Raw genomic sequence first — 17470 nt, 5'->3', positions numbered from 1 at the left:
AATTATAGATAACATTTCAAAATATGAAATAAAAACGTAAAGTGGTCATACCAGATGAATCAATTAATTCGCAATAAAGAGCGCATTTCAGACAAAGTGGTAAAGGTCATTGAGGTGCAAATATTGGAGGGTTCGCTAAAACCAGGTGATCAGCTTCCTTCTGAAAGGGATCTTGCTGTAGATATGGGTGTTTCAAGACCTACTATTAGAGAGGCAATTAAAACTTTAGTTACCAAAGGTTTATTGCATACACGTCATGGTGGGGGAACGATTGTTACTGACCAACTTGACTCGTCTTTTGCTGATTCTTGGCAAGAGATGTTATTTAAGCATCCCAATATCCAAGATGATATTTTGGATTTTCGCGACATGCTTGAGGGTCAGGCGGCCTACCTTGCTGCAACGCGAGCTACTGATGCTGATTTGCATAATTTAGAGCAGGCTTATATCGCGGTGAATAAGGCTTATGCTAATGGGGAGCTCATAGAAATGGTGGGAGCGGATGTGAAATTTCATCAGGCTGTAGCCGAGGCCTCTCACAATGTCCTGATCGGCCATTTAAGTGCAATTTTATTAAAGCTAATTAATAATCATGTGACCCGAAATCTAAAATATCTTAATGCCAGACCTAAAGATAGGATGCACTTAGAGGCGCAGCATTTGGATATATGGTCCGCTATTAAAAACAGATCTCCTGAAAAGGCATTGGAAGTTTCTAGGGAGCATATTAAGTATGTGAAAAAGAGCATGAAGGCTAGCGCTGAAGAACATGAGCGTTTCCAAAGCGCTATTCGTAGAAGGGGTGGGGTGAAGTGAGAGTTCTCAAGAGATCTGCTTCAGAATTAAAGAATACGGAAGTCCCATTAACTGATGACATCCGCCTACTAGGAAAAATCTTGGGTGATATTGTCCGAGAGCATGAAGGCGATGCTGTCTATAACCTGGTTGAGCAAGTTCGAAAGCTCTCAGTGGTCTTTCACCGTGATGCCAATCAAAAAGCCAATCAAGAATTAACAAAATTACTGAAAGGTTTAAGCAGTGAGGCTGCGATGAAAGTGCTCAGGGCCTTTACCTATTTCAGCCACCTGGCTAACTTGGCTGAAGATAGGCATTACATCCGCCGTAGAGTTGCTTATGAGCGAATGGGCAGTCATCAGGACGGTAGTATTCCGGTAGCTATGAAAAAGCTTCATGCCGCAGGCATTACCAGTAAAGCGATCTCTCAAATGCTTGAGGGTAGTCTGATCTCTCCGGTACTCACAGCCCATCCAACCGAAGTACAAAGAACCAGCATCTTGGAATCCGAGCGTGATATTGCCCAGTTGTTAGTAGCAAGAGATCAAATTAAGGAGTCTTCTAAAGCAAGTACTCCCAATAAGGATGCTTTGCTTAATGAAGAACTTAAGCAAAACGAAGAACAAATTAAAGCTAGGGTATTGCAGCTTTGGCACACACGTTTATTACGCTTTACTAAGCTTACTGTTGCCGATGAGATTGAGAATGCGCTCACTTACTATGAGATGACGTTCCTCTCGGAAATCCCCAAAATCTATGCTCAGTTAGAAGACTCTTTGGGTGCGGAAGCGGTGGCGAGTTTTCTCAAGATGGGGCAGTGGATTGGTGGGGATCGCGATGGCAATCCCAATGTCAGTGCAGATACTTTGCAATATGCAATCACCCGTCAAGCCGAATTGGCACTACGCCACTACCTCACTGAAGTGCATTATTTAGGTAAAGAGTTATCAGTCTCGGCATTGCTATTGAAGTTCACTAAAAAAATGCAGGACTTGGCCAATGCCTCACCCGATACCAATGAGCATCGTCAGGATGAACCTTATCGCAGAGCTTTAACGGGAATGTATGCTCGCCTGGCTGCAGCACTCAAGAGCCTTACGGGGCAGGATGCCGCCCGGCATGCGATTGCACCTCAAAATCCCTATAAATCTTCACAAGAATTTCTAACGGATTTGCAAACAATTGAGGCTTCATTGGTTTCACAAGGCGCGAAGGCATTGGTTAATCGCAGGCTCCGTGGCTTAATTCGCGCGGTAGAAGTATTCGGATTTCATTTGGCTACCGTGGATTTACGTCAAAGCTCTGATAAGCACGAAGAAGTTCTATCGGAGTTGCTGAATTTTGCCGCGATTGAATGTAATTATTCTGCTTTGTCAGAGGGCGAAAAGCGTAAGTTATTACTCTCTTTATTAAAAGATCCTAGACCGCTACGAGTAGTTGGGCATAAGTATTCAGAATTTTCCATTTCTGAAATCGCCATATTTGAAATGGCAAAGAGAATGCGTGAGTTATTTGGTGCTGAGGCTATACGCCATTACATCATTAGCCATACCGAAACTGTTAGTGATTTGCTGGAAGTCTTATTACTTCAAAAAGAAGTAGGCTTATTACATGAGACTCTGGGTAAAAAAGCGACTGCCGATCTCATCGTTGTGCCTTTGTTTGAAACAATTGATGATTTACGCAATGCAGCGCACATCATGCAAGAGTTTTATGACTTGCCTGGCATATTAGATTTAGTCAAACGCTCTGGTGGCGAGCAAGACATTATGTTGGGGTACTCAGACTCCAATAAGGACGGAGGCATTGTTACCAGCAATTGGGAGTTGTATTGCGCCGAGCTCGCTTTAGTTAAGGTATTTGAGTCTCTGGAAGGTAAGCATGGAGTGAAATTACGACTATTCCATGGCAGGGGCGGTACAGTAGGTCGTGGAGGTGGTCCAAGCTATGAGGCGATCCTGGCGCAACCTCCGGGAACGGTGCGTGGGCAAATTCGTTTAACGGAGCAGGGTGAGGTGATTGGATCTAAGTATGCCAATCCTGAGATTGGCAGGCGCAATCTTGAGACCTTGGTTGCCGCAACTTTAGAGGCCACTTTATTAAAGCCCACTAAACAAGCTAGCAAGGCTTTCTTAGATGCAGCTGCTCAAATCTCGCAAGCAAGCATGGACGCATATCGTGGTCTTGTGTATGAGACCCCAGGATTTGCAGAGTATTTCTTTGATGCCACACCTATCCGGGAGATTGCTAAGCTCAATATTGGTTCACGTCCAGCTAGTCGCAAAGCCAGTCAAAAGATTGAAGATCTGCGAGCTATTCCATGGGGCTTTAGTTGGGGTCAGTGTCGCTTAACGCTTCCAGGTTGGTATGGGTTTGGCTCTGCAGTGCAGGCGTTTTTGAATCAACCCAAGGCCGCTGATAAAAAGGCTGCTTTGAGCCTACTGCAAAAGATGTACAAAGAGTGGCCTTTCTTTAGAACTTTATTGTCCAACATGGATATGGCGTTGGCCAAGAGTGATCTAGCATTGGCCTCTAGATATAGTGAGCTAGTTCCTGATGTGAAGTTGCGCAAGAAAATCTTTGGCGCTATCGAGACTGAGTGGAACAAAACAGTTGATGCCTTGAATTTAGTAACTGGCGAGAAGGTTCGTTTGGCTAAGAATCCAGCCCTAGCAAGATCCATTAGAAATCGCTTCCCTTATATTGATCCACTTCACCACTTGCAAGTTGAACTCGTTCGGCGCTATCGTGCAGGTAAGCATGATGAGCGGGTGCAAAGGGGTATTCATATTGCGATTAATGGCATTGCAGCAGGATTAAGAAATACGGGTTAATTGCTCCTGCCCACTTTTAATCTTTTGTCTAGCCCGTTCAGCCTTAACTGCCTCTTGGTCGCGCTTGACGCGATCCTTCATTGATTTAAGTCTTGCTTGCTCTGGGCTTAAGGGCTTAATTGGGGCTATTTCATTAAATCGCATGGTTAACCAATCTGTAGCGGTTGATGCGGCACGTTGCTAGAACCAAAAATTGCCTTAAATAGTGCATATGCCTGAGCTTGATTTTGAGCATAGAGAATCGTTTCTATCCACATTCCCGCTGCATTGACGGTTGCCTTATATCTTTTCATATAGATATTTAGCTTTTCTTATCTAGCTTTTGCAAATCAAGCGTTACTTTAAGTAACGCTTGTATAGCTATCTACTTGTATTTATTGAAATTCATTTTTAGTGCGCCACTAGCTACCTCAATTGCTACATCAAGGCTACCAGCTTCAGTCTCTGACTTGAGTAAGTCTAGTACAGCTATTAAGTCAGTCATATTTGCCACACAGATGGATGTTTTTCCGGGAACAATTTCAATACGTTTACTGCCGTAAAACACCGATAGGCATAAGGTGCCATCAGCTCCCATAAACCACCAGGGCTTGATACGTTTAGGGCGCTCAATGCTTTTATAGTTTCCTTCTACGTCTTTAACGGTAACCCTCCGTTTCACAACAAAGTGGGTATGTTCAATCTGGCTCCTAGCCAATTGAATCTGCTCCCAAAGTTTATTGCTTAGCTTATTACGTCTTTGCTGTACTGCCGGAATAGATCTTGGTCGTACAGCATCGACAAATTGCAGATTACTTAAGGTATTTGGTGTGCCCATGGTGCTCTCCTTACAAAAGTGGGGTACACAAGCAATGTATGGCTGATCACGGGTTTAGGGCGACCTCTATTTAATGATCTACGGAATTCAGAGCATTTTGGATAGAAAAAATGCGGTCTTTCTTATCAAGGGATAAATATTTTTGTGAGTTGCTCGGTTGCGACAGAGTGGGTTACAGGGGTATGGGAAAAGCGTTACTAGCTGAGTAAGTAGTGGCTAATGGAGTTAAGTGAGTCACTTAGTGGCAAATGAATAACTCTGACTAGCAACACAAAAGCACTTCTCTCTATTGAGAGAAGCAACTAATCACTAAGTAACGATCTTTTGAGATCTCTTCTTCTAGTAACTAACTAAGAAACTAATCAACCAAGCGACTTGCAACATCACTCATCTAAAAGGAGATAAAAATGAGAGAAATTGCAGTCAGAATGTTTATTAATGAAAAATTTGCAGGAAGCTATGGAAATATGGTGTTTAATCGCGCCGCATATAACGGCTCAATTGAACTACATAACCCAATGCAAAAGTATTTAGTTGATTTTTATAGCTACATCCATTGGGAAAACCGTGCTCAGACACAAGAGCAAATAGATATCGTCAATGAGCTGATTAATACAGACTTACCTAAAGCGCCCAATATTCTGATGTCATGGATATTGCATTGGGATAGGGATGCAAAAATTAAGCAAACTGTGCCAGGATTTTGTGCATACTTGCCAGATAGCGGGGAAATGCATTTGCGTATTGGCGATGAGCAGCGGGGCACAAAAGGGAGCTGGGACTTGCCAGTGCGCCACTGCAAAAACGCAGGACCCAAGCTGCCCGTGTTTATTGCTACTAATGTGGATTTAACAGTGTGGCAGTAATAGCTAACACATAAGAATGCTAATAAACCCCTCAAAAAAGCCCGTTAAATGCGGGCTTTTTGCATTCTTAGCCCCAAGTAGCTGAGATTGCGTAAACGTAATACAGCGTAGATTTGAGGTGTTTCTAGCAGTGTGTCAAAAACCCACAGAAATTGCTTATTCAGTAGTTAAATTATTAGTCAATTTGTTGTCTAGATCTCACACAAAACAGCTAAATATTAAGCGTAGTGTTCACATAAGAAAAAATACATAATCTTTTGGAATTTTTGCAAGTCGTTGATTCTTGGAAGATCTTGGAAACCCATAGTTTTACTGGAAAACCTAGTGCAAACATGACAAATCATAAGAATTCAAAAGTACCTCATGGCAAATAGAGGTCGACCTTTCCCACAAAAGAAAACACACTACATACATGCTTTTTATTAACTGCAAAGGAAAAACAAATGGCACAAGCAAAGACATTGACTCCGGAAGAGCTAGATAAGGTATTGGCATATGTAGCAACTAAGAAGTATCCAGAGCGCGATAGGGCGTTGATATTGACAAGTTGCTACTCAGGGCTTCGGGTTGCTGAGATAGCTAGTTTAAAGATGCGGGATGTAGTAAATGAAGACGGCAGTATTCGTAACGAAGTGCGCTTAAGTGCGGCGCAGACAAAAGGCGGTCAACCAAGAACCGTATTTTTACCAAAGAAATTACAAGATGAGCTAGCGATTTATTTGGCTACTCGCTATGCAAAGTTCCCGGATGTGCCATTCTTTCATACTTCAAAGCGCTTGGGCTTCTCGGCAAACTCCTTATGTCAGTGGTTCTTTTGGGCTTATCGCAATGCCGGTATCGCTGGAGCTTCCAGTCACAGTGGACGTAGAACCTTCATTACTACGCTGGCAAACAAAGGGATCTCCGTAAGGGTATTGGCTGGATTGGCGGGACATAAATCCATTGCCGTTACTCAGAAGTATATTGACGTAAATCCGGATTTGATGCGTAATGCTGTTGAATTAATATAAAAAATATTTTGAAAAAACTTTAATAAGGTCGGGGCATGAAAATTTCTGGTGGAACAAGCGCGGCTTTAGACTTAATTAAGAGATTGAAGGAAAGTGGCCATTTGATTGATGTTTATTCAAAAGAGTGGATGAGTAAGGCTAACAACGCTGCCTTTAATGAAAAAGTATTTGATAAGTTGGTAAAACTACATGGCGATAGGTTCACGCATCACCTTTTAGTTGTATCGCTCTCAGACTACAACAAAGAAATCGAACAAGGATTTCTAGATGTTTACCCACGCCTGAGTAAGGTGCTATCTGATGGCGTACATCTCCCCAATTTTTTATTCATTAATTTATATACACAACAACTGCTTGTAGTGGGATTGGGTCGTAAGAATAGTTTTTTTGCGATACCTGTTGACGTAGATCTATCACTAGATATGTCAAATCTCTCTCAAAATAGCTACATTAAAGAATTTACGGCATTAGATTGCTCAGGCGTAATTGATGAAATATGCAGATCAGTTGAAGCGCTAGGCATATGTTTCTGTGAGTACGAAGATCTATACGCTAGTCAAGATGATGATTTATCTGAAGATGAGCAAGCGGAGCTTGAAGATCAAATGTCTGAGGTGTTTGAGAGACAAGCCAAAATGAGGGATGTAATTGCAAATTACTTCCCTGATTTTGACGAAACTGAGATTAATTCGGGCGACTTTTAAATTTCCTAGCCCATCATTCAATCGATGGGAATTTCAGTCTCGCTGCGTTGAAAACGAGTTTCTGTGCTTGTTCTTTGTATCTACTAGCGGCCATTTGACGTCTTTGTTTTTCCTCATCGGCACTAAGGGCTTCGCTAACTGCTCTTCCTAAGTGATGCTCTGCTAACTTAGCTCTTTGAGCCAATTGGTAAAGCTGGATATCAGGATTGCGATAGAGTATTTCAGCTACATCTACCAAGGTTGGAATGGTTTTGTGTTGCAATTTGGTAGTTTCTAGTTGAACTAACGCAGTACTTTGTGCTCTCACATCTAATTTCTTGCCATCATGAAACTCATCGAGCAGCTTGTTGATCTGCTCAAGTATGGTTACGCGGCGTAAAGTTAAAGGAATATCAAGAATTAAGAAATTCTTTGATTCAACTTCTAACTTGCTCAAAGCTTCATCTTGGTCAATTGCTCGAACTTTGGGATATTGGCGCCTCTCGCTAAAAATGCGTTTACCTATATTTCCCCACCATTGCGCCCACGAGACGTTTACATCCCCGAATAGTGAATAGGTATCGGCTAAAGAGTGATTTTTGCCGCCTTTTGCGCAACATTCCAAGTATTCATTGCTTGCATTGAGACAGCGCCACCATTCGTAGTACAGCGTATCTTTAGCTTTGCGCCAATCATCGGCTGTTGGGCGACCCTTGCGAAGTCCGCCAGGAATCTCTTTGTAGAGACCCAATTTTTCATCTGACATATAAGCCTATGTTTAAAGACATGCTATTAGTAGGTATGAAAAGTATAAGCACAATTCTTATCTGGATTGATTAGCGTTTACCCCTTAAAAGCCTATTAACAAAACTGACATAAATCACTTATTCATCCGAATAAGACCTCTATTTTTATAGACTCATAGAGCGAATTAACTCGCATTAACTATGGAGAAATAAAATGAAAAAGAATGAAAAGTTGTTAGTAGGGCAGGTGTTGTGTGAAGGGGATGTACTTGCACAAAATCAAGCAGATTTTTATGAAAACTATATCGTTAAGGCTAATGATGTCTTATACAGACTTCTCTCGGATTTGATGCGATATAGCGATCAAATATTGGGATCTGACTACAAGTTAGAAATACTATCCAAAATGCGCAACACCTTATCCACGAAGCACAATATCAAGGTTCAGAAAAATACCCCTGATTTGACGATTATCGTGAAATATGTAGTGCGGACTAATCGCAAAAATGCTCACGTATACGCCAGGGTATTAGATATGGCTTACAGGCAGGATGTAATGGCCGATGAGCTGGAGGATTTCATACGCCAAAACGGGGGCATTGATCGGATTCGTGAAAGCAATACTAATTTAGAAGCTGTAAACAAGAAAAAAGCTAGGGGCGAGCATGAGCTTAAGTTTATAAAGGCATTATTAGATGAAAAAGTAGCAACTCCAATCACTGAATTCAGTATTCCGCAGGAGTTGTCTAGCCAGGTGCACGATTCTATGGGGGTTGGCGCGTTCTTTTACCCAATTTGCAAGCGAGTTCTTGGTGGATATAAAGTTGTTGGCGTTATCCCAATGGATATAGATTTTGAAAAACAAATCCTTAGTCGTGTATGTGTAGATTTAGGATCTAAAAGCTCATATTCAGAAATCGATAAGCAGCAGATAGCTCGGGCTCAAGAAGTTATCTCGCCAGAATATCAGCGCAAGATGCGGGATAAGAGGGATCGGGAGGACGCAGAGTATCGCGCTAAAAAGCTGGCAGCTCAGCAACCTACAGTGCCGCAATTGGCGCTAGCCGCTTAATTAAGTGTTACTTGAAGTAACGGTGCCACCTTCGAGTGGCATTTGCATTTAAGGCTTGCGATTAACAAACTCGATTTGAATTGATTGTTTATCCGAAAAGTAGGTCAAAAAAGCTATCTTATGCATATGGGTTGTGCCACTCTTGGCCGCCCTATTTAAAAAAGGAATTAAAAATGAGTAATGAAAATACAAATGCATTTTTTGCAAATCAAACGCACTTTATGACTGTTGAATTATTGAATGCGCTGGATTCTATGCTTTGGGATCCCAATGGTCCGGAATGGTTAAAAGTCATCATTTCCAGCTGTGAAGTTGATGACACGTTTACCGTTACGGCTGAACAGGCGCAGTGGATTATTGAGCAGGCTGGTATTGCTTTTAATGACCCTGAATGCGCTGACAATAACTGGGAGGATGACTATGCCTTAATAGTCAATACCTTCGACGACTATGCTTGTTTTTTAAGAATGGTTGAATCGGATGGGGATGCTGTAAGAGTCTCCATTAGTTAAGTCTTCCATTTAGAGTGCTAAATGCCACCTTCGGGTGGCATTTTTAAATTGAAGCTAGCAATTAACAAACTTGATTTGAATTGATTGTTGATCCGAAAAGAAGGCCAAAACGCATATCTTACGTATATGGTTTTACGTTGAGTTGCGGTAGAAATAAGTGATTAACAAACTCGATTTTAAATGCTTATTTTGACTGTAAAAAATCACAAAAATCTAATATAGAGCCTATGAATTATCGCGTTGATAGTTCGAATATATAAGGGGAAGTAAATGCTAATGAAAGTTAAGTCCAGTAATTTGTCTAGCTACGAAAATGCAGACTATAGCGAACTCGAAAAGCGCTATGCGAACGTAGAAACTTATATCAAGCAGATTGCTAATGGAAAAATTCACAATTTAATCGTAAATGGCCCTCCAGGGGTGGGAAAGACCCATTCTGTAGAAAATTATCTAAACAAGTATGCCAATGGGAATTACAAGGTTGTTAAAGGACATATGACTCCACTGAGTCTCTATGGAAATTTGTATTTTCATAGAGAAGCAAATGGCGTATTAGTGCTTGATGATATTGATTCAGTTTTCAAGAAAATTGAAGGCGTTAATTTGCTTAAGGCAGCAATTGATACTTCTGCTATTCGTAAGATTAGCTGGGAAAGTACTACCCCTCTAAAAGGAGTCGGAATTCCAAGTTCATTTGAATTCAAAGGTAGTGTAATTTTGATTTCAAATATTGGCTTTGATGGGCACACAAGAGGAAATTTATCTGCACACCTAGATGCATTAAAAGATCGCAGTTACAAAATCATCGTTGCTGACAGCTCTAAAGAAAGCTGCTTTAAGCAACTGTGCTTCATGGTGGCTAAGAAAGATTTGCTACGTAATTTCAATTTAAGTAAGCAACAGCAATTTTTATTGTTAGAGTACATCGAAAGTAACTTGGAGAAATTTAATAAAGTGAGCTTACGCACAGCAGTTAAGTTAGCCCAATTGATGGTAATTAATGCGCAAGATTGGCGGAGCATGGCTGATAGCGGCTTGTTAAACGATGTTGATGAATAAGGTGACAATAATGAATACAAATAATCACATGGTTGAATTAAAAAATGGAAAAAAAGTATCGTGGGATGAATTTTCTACATGGAGCACTAAGAAGCAAAATTTCAATACGAATCATTATGGAAGGCTGTCTGAAGAGTCAATCGCAAAAAGAACTGCCACTAAAGTCGCCACAAATAATAAGAACAGTAGTTTGCTCGGAAGCACTATAGAGAATCGCTTATCCCGGCGCGTAATGACTCCAAAAGGGGAGTGTGACAGCATCAATGATGCGGCTCTATTGTATGGTGTAGTTTGTCAGACTATTTCGAATTGGATTCGGAAAGGGAGGGAGGGGTTTGCATTCATAACTCCAGCTCGCCCCCGCAAAAAAACTATCAAGGCTGAGTCGGTTACTAAGGCAGTTGCTAAGCAAAATGGAAGGGCTCCAATGGCGGTACTAACTCCCAAAGGAAGGTTTCCAAATGTGTATGCTGCTGCTGAGCATTATGGGGTGCACCCAACTAGAATATATAGTTGGATCAAGTACTTTAAGCCCGATGAGTTTAAATTTGAGCCTAAGCTAGATAAAGTTATCGTAACTCCCCGCGGCACTTTTGTTGGGGTGCGAGCAGCAGCAGAGGAGTTTGGAATAACAACCCATGCTATGCGGAGCAGAATTAGTTCTCCAACTTGGGTTGAGTTTCGATACGCTAATTAAATGTATTTTTCAGCAAAGAAGTGAAATTTGCTTACACACTTACTTACACACCGAGCCTCACCAACGCTAGACCCTTATATTTACTACGGTCAATTTGGTCCTCTGCTCTCATAATCCTTTGGTCCCAGGTTCAAGTCCTGGTGGGCCCACCAGAAATACAAAACCACCTTCGGGTGGTTTTCTTTTTTGCGCGTGAGAAAAATTCTAAAAACTTGGGCTTGGATGGATTTGTTGAGATAAGAACTTACCATTCTTATCTACTTTGGCTAGAACCATATCTCCAACGTTAACCACTTTGCCGGTGAAGGCTTGAATATTCACATGATGCGTGACTAAGATGAGTGGTGTTTTGGGATTTTCATTCAATTGGACTTGAATGAGTTTTTCTAGATTTCGGGTTTGCTCTTTTTCTAGGCTCATATCATCAAAGAATGATCCGAGCGCAGGGGCAATAGTGACTTGACCCTTGTTTAGTAGTTTTGCAGTATCAATACAGCGACACCAGGGGCTACTCATCACTTTGGCAGAGGTAATTCCCTGGTTAGTTAACCATTGACCTATCAGCATTGCTTGCTTCTTGCCTCTTTCACCCAGATTTCTTTGGGTGGAGCACTTGTCTAGTTGATAGCCTGAAGGATCTCCGTAGCCTGGTGCATCTGCATGACGCATGAGTAAAACATGCTGCCCATCGCTAAGGCTGCTGGCAAGGTTTGCGCTTACTGGCATGGCAACAATAGCAAGTAATGCACTTATACAAAAGGAGAAGACAATTTTCATGATGTTTACTTTAAAGAGAATCGCTTAAGATGATAGGTATGAAATTGGTACGCAAAATTCGAGAGCTTTATGATGAAATTCTCAGTTTCATACGATCCAATCTACGATAGTCACTTTTTATCCCTCATGTTATTGAGAGTATCGCCATCTATCTGGAGCCGGACACCCAAAGATCCTGATCCTGCGCTAGCAGGAAGTTTTCTGAGGCCAATTTCAAGAGACTCAATTTCAGAGTAATTTGCGCAAGCTTGAACGATCCTAGTCATCAACCTTTCTTGGGTTTCGTAATGACCATCGCCAGCTAATTGGTCAATCTCAATGACTAAGGGGTCATAGTCAAATACATTTTCCATGACATCTTCTGCGATAAGGACCAATTTTGGGTCTATCCAAAGAGTTAAGTCGAGAAGATGCTGTTTTGGAACAATAGCGCCCGGGCCATAGGTTCCAATTTGCGTTTGCAGTTTAAGATCTTTTAATTCAATACAAGCATTAGTTGTCATAATGTTCCCAAGATATTTTTTTTATTGGCGTAAATCGGAAAGAAGGTTTGAATCATGAAAGCCCCAGATAAGCGTTGCTGTGGATCCGGCGTTTGTATCATTAATGATGCTGGAGAGTGTTGGTGTGGCCAGGTTTGGGACGGTGAAAAAATGAGTGCGCCGAGTTTGAACCTGCAGGCAAAGGATAAGAGCCAAGAAAATACCTCTGATAAGCCTAAATCTGAGTAGTAACCCAAGACTAAAATACTTTTTTGTAAAAAGTTAGCCATACACTCTACGCAGGGAGTGGGCGGCCACCCCATCCTTCAGTGCTTCACGCACAGGGTAGGCGATGAGGTCGATACTCTTCTGAACTGCAAGGCGCTCTAAATAAGTGGGCGTTGGTTTTTTGATAATCGGGTACACCCAGTCAGGAAGATTCAGAAATCCTGCACGACTAATAAGCTTGATAAAGGGCTTGGCAGTCAGATTGCTTGGGAAATGATCGAGTAAATCAATAATGCTCTTAGCCCGGTCGCCAAAATAAAGCTCTGGTATGAAGGCTCTAATGGCGCTCTCAGTTTCTGCATAAGTATTTGGAATGTCGGTGGCACCCATTCTTTCGCCAAGCGATTTCATTTCTAAAAAATACTGATCTTTCTCTTTTGGCTTTAATTTTTCTTTTCGGTAAACTTCAAAAGAGCTCATGAAGCTGCGCGTTTCTGTGAGATGTACCCAAGCTAGTAAATGTGGATCGGTCGCTGAGTATGGTTTTCCAAATTCATCGAAGCCAGTAATTTTGGTATGAATCTGATTAACCTTCTGAATAATGTTATCTGCCATATCGGTAGGACCGTATGTAGTAGCCGCAATAAAAAATGCTGTTCTACCGAGTCGACCCTTCAAATCTTCCCTAAATGAAGAATGATCCCAAACTCCAGCTAAGGCTTGTGGATGTAGTGCCTGAAGAATTAATGAGCTAATGCCACCAATCATCATGGAAATAAAGTCTGCATGCACCTTCCAGGCTATTGATTCGGGGCCAAATAAACCACGGTCACCCTTTGGCACTAAGAACGCTACTGGTGGGCCACTTCCGCCCACCATTTCTCGAATCGTTTTCCGAATCAGCTCATCCAGCATGGGTTTAGTGCATCTTCAGATTTCTTAAATCATCATCCTCAATGATTTCAGTAATGAGATCGAGTCTAATTCGCGGATTGGTTTGGGCTAGGAGGTGATTCTTCTGTGCAAGAGAGATTGGCAAGAGTTCTGCTAGACGATTGGAGACCCAGCCGCAATCATCGGTCTTAAAGGGCTTCTTGAAAGGGGCGTCGCCCAATAGATCCTCACTTTGAATGACAGAAATAATCTCGTCTAGTAACTTAGCTACACCTTGATGTTCTTGAGGAATAGGTATGAGTGGATCTTTATCCAGCAGCTCCACTTCACCAACCCATAGACCGTTGTTTTGTTGGGTGCTATTTAGTAACTTAAAGCGCTGCGTTCCGCATGATTTAGTCATGTATAAGGCAGGCTGCACAGGATCAAAGTCTTCGATCAATGCTAGGGTCCCAATGCTGGCAAAAGTAGGAGGTTCGCTATCGTTATCGTTACTGGTATTTTTGATAATGCTAACCACGCCGAATTCAGTTTTCTCTCGCAAGCATTGCTTAATCATGTCAAGGTACCGGGCTTCAAAAATTTTGAGTGCGATCACACCGTCTGGGAAAAGCACTGTTCCAAGAGGGAATAACGGGATTTTTCGTGGGGTGGAGTTAGATTCAGTCATGTAATCAATGTAATGGATTTGGATGCTTTTTGCTGATGACCACTCACCACTGAAATCCCCCGTGTTTTTCTCTACGGCCTGCAGTAAATCTAATTTCCGTTTACATTAGATGTTCAATTCTTGGAGACCCAAAATGGTACAAAAACTACGCATCAAGCTAGCCCGCTGGATCTTGGGTAAGCATTGCCCGTGCTACCAGATGGGTTACCACAGCATGGTCGACTTTCAGCAAAGAAGCGCTGACCAGTTAGCAAAAGCCCATGAGCGAAAAAATAAGTAATTAATCCTCTGTAAGTGGACTTGGTATGAAGATTTGGCAAATGCGAAGAAACTGTGCGCTGACTCCGAAGCAGCTCCTGCAGTTTTATATTGCTTTGGTATGCCTCTCCTTTGTAGTAGCAATTGGTTTTCTTTTGGCGGGGGTCTGGGTTATTCCAATTTTTACGATTGTTGAGATTGGTGCGGTAACGATCGGATTTCTAATCTATTGCCGACATGCTCTTGATAGTGAGACCATTGAGATTGACGGTAAGCGCCTGATTGTTAAAAAGTTTATTGGCTATAAAGAAAAGATTTATGAATTTAATACTCAGTGGGCAAAAATAGAAACCCCTCTTGAGGATGCAAAAACATTTTTTATTAGCCAATCAAACTTACGCGTGGAGATTGGCCAATTTATCAGGCAAGAGCAGCAGTTGCCGCTGATTGCCTCGGTGAGACGCTACCTAGGCTGAGCGGGGCTTACTAAGGCGCCACGCCATTAGCCCGCAGCAAACTATCTGAGTTACGACCAAGATGAAGGTCAATCCATTCAAAATCTCAAAGTAATTGGCAAATGGCGAGAGTGCTACAGGCATGCCATCTAGCAATGCTGTCTCTCGTAAGTAATCCATGCGCGGTATTAACAGGAAGCTGCTTGCTGATGTAGCTAGTATTAACATGAGAGCGGGGATGCGAATTGTCTTGAGGTCATGTCGACCTCTTTTGATAAGCACATTAGCAAGGCTCAAGACAATAAAAGTGCAGCCTAATATGTAATAAGACAAATGTTGTATCACTATGTGCGCTACCATGCCTGCCGCCTGTGTATCACCAATAAAGAGGTAAGCGCTTAAGCAGCTAAACAATTGTGCAATGACTCCACCCAACAGTAAGTAGGAGATGAATCGCAAAAATCGATATGCAAATTGGTATTGGTCTTGAGTACTTTCAACCATAGGGTAAATAGGGTTAAGAATTGCGCCGCAGCATAAAGTTGGAATCAGTTTGATACTAGAGCTAATCTAACATTTCCGCTAAGTTCAAAATGGACCTCACTAAAGCAGCAAAAGCCGCCCTGAATACCCTAGTAGATATTGCCAGTCATTCGGTTAATGGCCAACCCGTGCCCGTTCCTGAGCTGGCTAAAAGGCAAAATTTATCTATCAGTCGGATTGAGCTTCTATTACGACCATTAAGGGAGTCGGGTTTTGTTAGGGGAACCAAAGGTCGCAGAGGGGGTTACGTGCTATCTCAAGACCCTCGCTTAATTACGATTAAAGACATTGTGCTGGCAATGAATCTCATTAAAAAGCGCAAAGTTGAGTTATCCGATATTGCCAAAGAGCTTTACCAGTCCTTGGAAGCATACATGCTTGGTTGTATGGCCAACGTCACCTTGGCATCTACTATCAAAGATTATGTGCCCAGCTTTAGTGATATAAAAAAAGCACCCGAGAGAACTGTTTATGCTCCTCTTGACTCTAAGAAAGAAAAAAGACAAAAGGGTGAGGTTCAAAAAGTGGTGAAGGCGCAATTTAAAAAAGTGGAAGATGTCCCGCGTGGACCTAATTCTGTATTTGACTTTGCAAACTTTCTGGATCGCAGTCCAAGTTAAAGCTTAGGTTGAGGGGGCTAGTAACCCCCATTGCCTGATTCTCTAATGTTATGAATAAGCAATCGTTCGACTATCCAGCACTTGCTTTTGTTGATATCGAGACAACTGGTTCGAATTTTGACAGAGATCGCATTACAGAAATAGGCATTAAAACGCTTTCTAATAACGGAGTTGCTATCTGGGAGAGCTTAATCAACCCCCATGTCTATATTCCACAAAATATTCAAAGACTCACTGGGATCTCCCCGCAAATGGTGTCTGATAAACCTGGCTTTGAAGAAATTGCCGGAGACCTAAAGGCAGAGCTCGAAGGTAAGATATTTGTAGCCCACAACGCGCGATTTGATTATGGATTTATTAAGGCCTCTTTTAAAAGAATAGGCTTGGATTTCAAGCCCAAGGTCTTGTGTACCGTCAAACTCTCAAGACTTCTATTTCCTAACCAAGCTCGTCACAATCTAGACACTATCATTCGTGAGCATAGTTTGACTGTCAGCGCTAGACATAGGGCGCTTGGCGATGCAGACTTGCTTTTTCAGTTTTGGCAAATCTGCGAAAGGGCGGTTGGTAAGGAGCGCTTGTTGGAAGCTCTTAATCAGTTAATTGGAAATGCAAGTCTGCCACCGAACATCGATCAGGAATTGATTGATTCGATACCTGATGCGCCTGGGTGCTATATCTTTTACGGAGAAAATAGAACCCCCTTATATATTGGGAAGAGTATTTCCCTGCGCAGTAGGGTGATGGGGCACTTTCAAGGCTCGTTAACCCAGCGCAAGGAAATGAAATTATCTTTACAGGTGAGAGATATTGACTGGATTGAAACTAGTGGAGAACTAGGAGCTTTGATATTGGAGTCTAGGCTGATTAAAGAGCGTATGCCTAGTATGAATATCAAGCTTCGTCGCTCAAGGGATCTTTGTGCTTGGAGTCTTGATAAAGATACCAGTGGTGTACTAAAGCCAACGCTTGTGAATCACGCAGATCTCATGCCAGGCCTTCAAGATAATCTTTTTGGTTTGTTTTATAACAAACGAGAGGCAAATTCATATCTCAAGGCAGTTGCCAAAAAATATCGCTTATGCGAAGTATTGCTTGGACTTGAGAAAGCGGTTGATGGAAAAGCCTGCTTTGGATATCAAGTGAAGCAATGTGGTGGTGCGTGCATTGGCATCATGCCAACTGAAATGCATAATCTGCAGTTAAGAACGGCAATGGAGTTATATAGAGTGCAGGTTTGGCCTTATAAGGGCCCAATAGCCATCAAAGAAAATGGAGAAATGATTGTTTTGGATAAATGGTGCTATTTGGGTACCGCCATAAATGAGGATGAGTTGATTGAGCTCAAAAGTACTGGCGATGCTGAATTCGATCTTGATATTTATAAGATCGTTAAAAAAGCACTAGCCGGACAGTATAAAAACCAAGTGATTCATCTTAGTTAAGAAGCGG

General features: G+C 42.0%; 23 protein-coding genes. 14 read left to right on the top strand and 9 right to left on the bottom strand.

Annotated features, from left to right (window positions below; genetic code table 11):
• Positions 1-54: 54 nt before the first annotated feature.
• A complete protein-coding gene (locus tag PKF022_RS07640) occupies positions 55-816 on the top strand; it encodes an FCD domain-containing protein (protein WP_281776465.1) in 762 nt (253 codons plus the stop codon).
• Positions 813-3629, top strand: coding sequence for a phosphoenolpyruvate carboxylase (gene ppc, locus PKF022_RS07635; protein ID WP_281776464.1), 2817 nt, complete (start codon positions 813-815; stop codon positions 3627-3629). Before PKF022_RS07640 ends, ppc begins: the two co-directional genes overlap by 4 nt.
• Here the strand turns inward: ppc and PKF022_RS07630 are convergent.
• The 3 genes from PKF022_RS07630 to PKF022_RS07620 all read right to left on the bottom strand — a co-directional run bounded on the left by PKF022_RS07630 (position 3612) and on the right by PKF022_RS07620 (position 4446).
• Positions 3612-3773, bottom strand: a complete 162-nt coding sequence (locus tag PKF022_RS07630) for a hypothetical protein (protein WP_281776463.1) — start codon at positions 3771-3773, stop codon at positions 3612-3614. The two genes, ppc and PKF022_RS07630, sit on opposite strands and share 18 nt — an antisense overlap.
• Positions 3774-3775: 2 nt before the next feature.
• Positions 3776-3922: a hypothetical protein gene (locus PKF022_RS07625; protein ID WP_281776462.1), complete on the bottom strand. Its 147-nt coding sequence runs from the start codon at positions 3920-3922 to the stop codon at positions 3776-3778.
• Between the two features lie 71 nt (positions 3923-3993).
• Entirely contained in the window at positions 3994-4446 is a 453-nt protein-coding gene (locus tag PKF022_RS07620; RefSeq protein WP_281776461.1) for a DUF6641 family protein, read from the bottom strand.
• Positions 4447-4853: 407 nt separating this feature from the next.
• Between PKF022_RS07620 and PKF022_RS07615 the strand changes: the two genes are divergently transcribed.
• The 3 genes from PKF022_RS07615 (at position 4854) to PKF022_RS07605 (ending at position 7026) form a co-directional block, all read left to right on the top strand.
• Positions 4854-5312: a hypothetical protein gene (locus PKF022_RS07615; protein ID WP_068949247.1), complete on the top strand. Its 459-nt coding sequence runs from the start codon at positions 4854-4856 to the stop codon at positions 5310-5312.
• A 443-nt stretch (positions 5313-5755) separates the two neighbouring features.
• A complete protein-coding gene (locus PKF022_RS07610) occupies positions 5756-6322 on the top strand; it encodes a site-specific integrase (RefSeq protein WP_281776460.1) in 567 nt (188 codons plus the stop codon).
• 35 nt (positions 6323-6357) lie between these two features.
• A complete protein-coding gene (locus PKF022_RS07605; RefSeq protein WP_281776459.1) occupies positions 6358-7026 on the top strand; it encodes a hypothetical protein in 669 nt (222 codons plus the stop codon).
• Between the two features lie 13 nt (positions 7027-7039).
• Here the strand turns inward: PKF022_RS07605 and PKF022_RS07600 are convergent, their stop codons facing one another.
• A complete protein-coding gene (locus tag PKF022_RS07600; RefSeq protein WP_281776458.1) occupies positions 7040-7771 on the bottom strand; it encodes a hypothetical protein in 732 nt (243 codons plus the stop codon).
• 194 nt (positions 7772-7965) lie between these two features.
• Between PKF022_RS07600 and PKF022_RS07595 the strand changes: the two genes are divergently transcribed.
• The 4 genes from PKF022_RS07595 (at position 7966) to PKF022_RS07580 (ending at position 11091) form a co-directional block, all read left to right on the top strand.
• On the top strand, positions 7966-8823 hold the full coding sequence (locus tag PKF022_RS07595) for a hypothetical protein (RefSeq protein ID WP_281776457.1): 858 nt from the start codon (positions 7966-7968) through the stop codon (positions 8821-8823).
• A gap of 173 nt (positions 8824-8996) precedes the next feature.
• A complete protein-coding gene (locus PKF022_RS07590) occupies positions 8997-9335 on the top strand; it encodes a hypothetical protein (RefSeq protein WP_281776456.1) in 339 nt (112 codons plus the stop codon).
• Positions 9336-9605: 270 nt separating this feature from the next.
• Positions 9606-10394, top strand: coding sequence for a hypothetical protein (locus tag PKF022_RS07585; RefSeq protein ID WP_281776455.1), 789 nt, complete (start codon positions 9606-9608; stop codon positions 10392-10394).
• Complete coding sequence (locus tag PKF022_RS07580; RefSeq protein ID WP_281776454.1) at positions 10381-11091, top strand: hypothetical protein; 711 nt, start codon at positions 10381-10383, stop codon at positions 11089-11091. The genes PKF022_RS07585 and PKF022_RS07580 overlap by 14 nt, the downstream gene beginning before the upstream one ends.
• A gap of 204 nt (positions 11092-11295) precedes the next feature.
• Here the strand turns inward: PKF022_RS07580 and PKF022_RS07575 are convergent, their stop codons facing one another.
• Together PKF022_RS07575 and PKF022_RS07570 are read right to left on the bottom strand one after the other, a co-directional pair.
• Positions 11296-11868 carry a histidine phosphatase family protein gene (locus PKF022_RS07575; RefSeq protein ID WP_281776453.1) on the bottom strand — a complete coding sequence of 191 codons (573 nt, stop codon included), beginning with the start codon at positions 11866-11868 and terminating at the stop codon, positions 11296-11298.
• Positions 11869-11978: 110 nt separating this feature from the next.
• Positions 11979-12371, bottom strand: coding sequence for a dihydroneopterin aldolase (locus tag PKF022_RS07570; RefSeq protein ID WP_281776452.1), 393 nt, complete (start codon positions 12369-12371; stop codon positions 11979-11981).
• A gap of 54 nt (positions 12372-12425) precedes the next feature.
• Here PKF022_RS07570 and PKF022_RS07565 point away from each other — a divergent pair, with 54 nt between their 5' ends.
• Entirely contained in the window at positions 12426-12599 is a 174-nt protein-coding gene (locus PKF022_RS07565) for a hypothetical protein (RefSeq protein ID WP_281776451.1), read from the top strand.
• A 33-nt stretch (positions 12600-12632) separates the two neighbouring features.
• On the opposite strand, the gene PKF022_RS07560 is transcribed toward PKF022_RS07565, so the two are convergent.
• Together PKF022_RS07560 and PKF022_RS07555 are read right to left on the bottom strand one after the other, a co-directional pair.
• Positions 12633-13493 (bottom strand): oxygenase MpaB family protein, encoded by an 861-nt coding sequence (locus PKF022_RS07560; RefSeq protein ID WP_281776450.1) that lies wholly within the window; start codon positions 13491-13493, stop codon positions 12633-12635.
• A 4-nt stretch (positions 13494-13497) separates the two neighbouring features.
• Positions 13498-14142, bottom strand: coding sequence for an LON peptidase substrate-binding domain-containing protein (locus tag PKF022_RS07555; RefSeq protein ID WP_281776449.1), 645 nt, complete (start codon positions 14140-14142; stop codon positions 13498-13500).
• Between the two features lie 133 nt (positions 14143-14275).
• Between PKF022_RS07555 and PKF022_RS07550 the strand changes: the two genes are divergently transcribed.
• Positions 14276-14422, top strand: a complete 147-nt coding sequence (locus PKF022_RS07550; protein ID WP_281776448.1) for a hypothetical protein — start codon at positions 14276-14278, stop codon at positions 14420-14422.
• Positions 14423-14447: 25 nt separating this feature from the next.
• Entirely contained in the window at positions 14448-14876 is a 429-nt protein-coding gene (locus PKF022_RS07545; RefSeq protein ID WP_281776447.1) for a DUF2244 domain-containing protein, read from the top strand.
• Here PKF022_RS07545 and PKF022_RS07540 read toward each other — a convergent pair.
• Positions 14868-15314: a hypothetical protein gene (locus PKF022_RS07540; protein ID WP_281776446.1), complete on the bottom strand. Its 447-nt coding sequence runs from the start codon at positions 15312-15314 to the stop codon at positions 14868-14870. The two genes, PKF022_RS07545 and PKF022_RS07540, sit on opposite strands and share 9 nt — an antisense overlap.
• A 134-nt stretch (positions 15315-15448) precedes the next feature.
• Between PKF022_RS07540 and PKF022_RS07535 the strand changes: the two genes are divergently transcribed.
• Positions 15449-16018, top strand: coding sequence for an Rrf2 family transcriptional regulator (locus PKF022_RS07535; RefSeq protein WP_281776445.1), 570 nt, complete (start codon positions 15449-15451; stop codon positions 16016-16018).
• 50 nt (positions 16019-16068) lie between these two features.
• Positions 16069-17463, top strand: a complete 1395-nt coding sequence (locus PKF022_RS07530; protein WP_281776444.1) for an exonuclease domain-containing protein — start codon at positions 16069-16071, stop codon at positions 17461-17463.
• The last annotated feature ends 7 nt before the right edge of the window (positions 17464-17470 follow it).

The sequence above is a fragment of the Polynucleobacter sp. KF022 genome (assembly GCF_027924105.1).
Classification (GTDB): Bacteria; Pseudomonadota; Gammaproteobacteria; order Burkholderiales; family Burkholderiaceae; genus Polynucleobacter.
Note: the sequence above shows the minus strand (reverse complement) of the source record. Positions and strands in the feature narration are given on the sequence as shown.

Excerpts from the sequence above, each read along its gene's own strand:
- PKF022_RS07620 (WP_281776461.1), bottom strand. The coding sequence starts at position 4,446 with ATGGGCACACCAAATACCTTAAGTAATCTGCAATTTGTCGATGCTGTA.
- PKF022_RS07535 (WP_281776445.1), top strand. The coding sequence starts at position 15,449 with ATGGACCTCACTAAAGCAGCAAAAGCCGCCCTGAATACCCTAGTAGAT.
- PKF022_RS07595 (WP_281776457.1), top strand. The coding sequence starts at position 7,966 with ATGAAAAAGAATGAAAAGTTGTTAGTAGGGCAGGTGTTGTGTGAAGGG.
- PKF022_RS07600 (WP_281776458.1), bottom strand. The coding sequence starts at position 7,771 with ATGTCAGATGAAAAATTGGGTCTCTACAAAGAGATTCCTGGCGGACTT.
- PKF022_RS07555 (WP_281776449.1), bottom strand. The coding sequence starts at position 14,142 with ATGACTGAATCTAACTCCACCCCACGAAAAATCCCGTTATTCCCTCTT.
- PKF022_RS07640 (WP_281776465.1), top strand. The coding sequence starts at position 55 with ATGAATCAATTAATTCGCAATAAAGAGCGCATTTCAGACAAAGTGGTA.
- PKF022_RS07585 (WP_281776455.1), top strand. The coding sequence starts at position 9,606 with ATGCTAATGAAAGTTAAGTCCAGTAATTTGTCTAGCTACGAAAATGCA.
- PKF022_RS07570 (WP_281776452.1), bottom strand. The coding sequence starts at position 12,371 with ATGACAACTAATGCTTGTATTGAATTAAAAGATCTTAAACTGCAAACG.
- PKF022_RS07545 (WP_281776447.1), top strand. The coding sequence starts at position 14,448 with ATGAAGATTTGGCAAATGCGAAGAAACTGTGCGCTGACTCCGAAGCAG.
- PKF022_RS07605 (WP_281776459.1), top strand. The coding sequence starts at position 6,358 with ATGAAAATTTCTGGTGGAACAAGCGCGGCTTTAGACTTAATTAAGAGA.
- PKF022_RS07610 (WP_281776460.1), top strand. The coding sequence starts at position 5,756 with ATGGCACAAGCAAAGACATTGACTCCGGAAGAGCTAGATAAGGTATTG.
- PKF022_RS07560 (WP_281776450.1), bottom strand. The coding sequence starts at position 13,493 with ATGCTGGATGAGCTGATTCGGAAAACGATTCGAGAAATGGTGGGCGGA.
- PKF022_RS07565 (WP_281776451.1), top strand. The coding sequence starts at position 12,426 with ATGAAAGCCCCAGATAAGCGTTGCTGTGGATCCGGCGTTTGTATCATT.
- PKF022_RS07575 (WP_281776453.1), bottom strand. The coding sequence starts at position 11,868 with ATGAAAATTGTCTTCTCCTTTTGTATAAGTGCATTACTTGCTATTGTT.
- PKF022_RS07625 (WP_281776462.1), bottom strand. The coding sequence starts at position 3,922 with ATGAAAAGATATAAGGCAACCGTCAATGCAGCGGGAATGTGGATAGAA.
- PKF022_RS07580 (WP_281776454.1), top strand. The coding sequence starts at position 10,381 with ATGTTGATGAATAAGGTGACAATAATGAATACAAATAATCACATGGTT.
- PKF022_RS07615 (WP_068949247.1), top strand. The coding sequence starts at position 4,854 with ATGAGAGAAATTGCAGTCAGAATGTTTATTAATGAAAAATTTGCAGGA.
- PKF022_RS07530 (WP_281776444.1), top strand. The coding sequence starts at position 16,069 with ATGAATAAGCAATCGTTCGACTATCCAGCACTTGCTTTTGTTGATATC.
- PKF022_RS07550 (WP_281776448.1), top strand. The coding sequence starts at position 14,276 with ATGGTACAAAAACTACGCATCAAGCTAGCCCGCTGGATCTTGGGTAAG.
- PKF022_RS07630 (WP_281776463.1), bottom strand. The coding sequence starts at position 3,773 with ATGCGATTTAATGAAATAGCCCCAATTAAGCCCTTAAGCCCAGAGCAA.
- PKF022_RS07590 (WP_281776456.1), top strand. The coding sequence starts at position 8,997 with ATGAGTAATGAAAATACAAATGCATTTTTTGCAAATCAAACGCACTTT.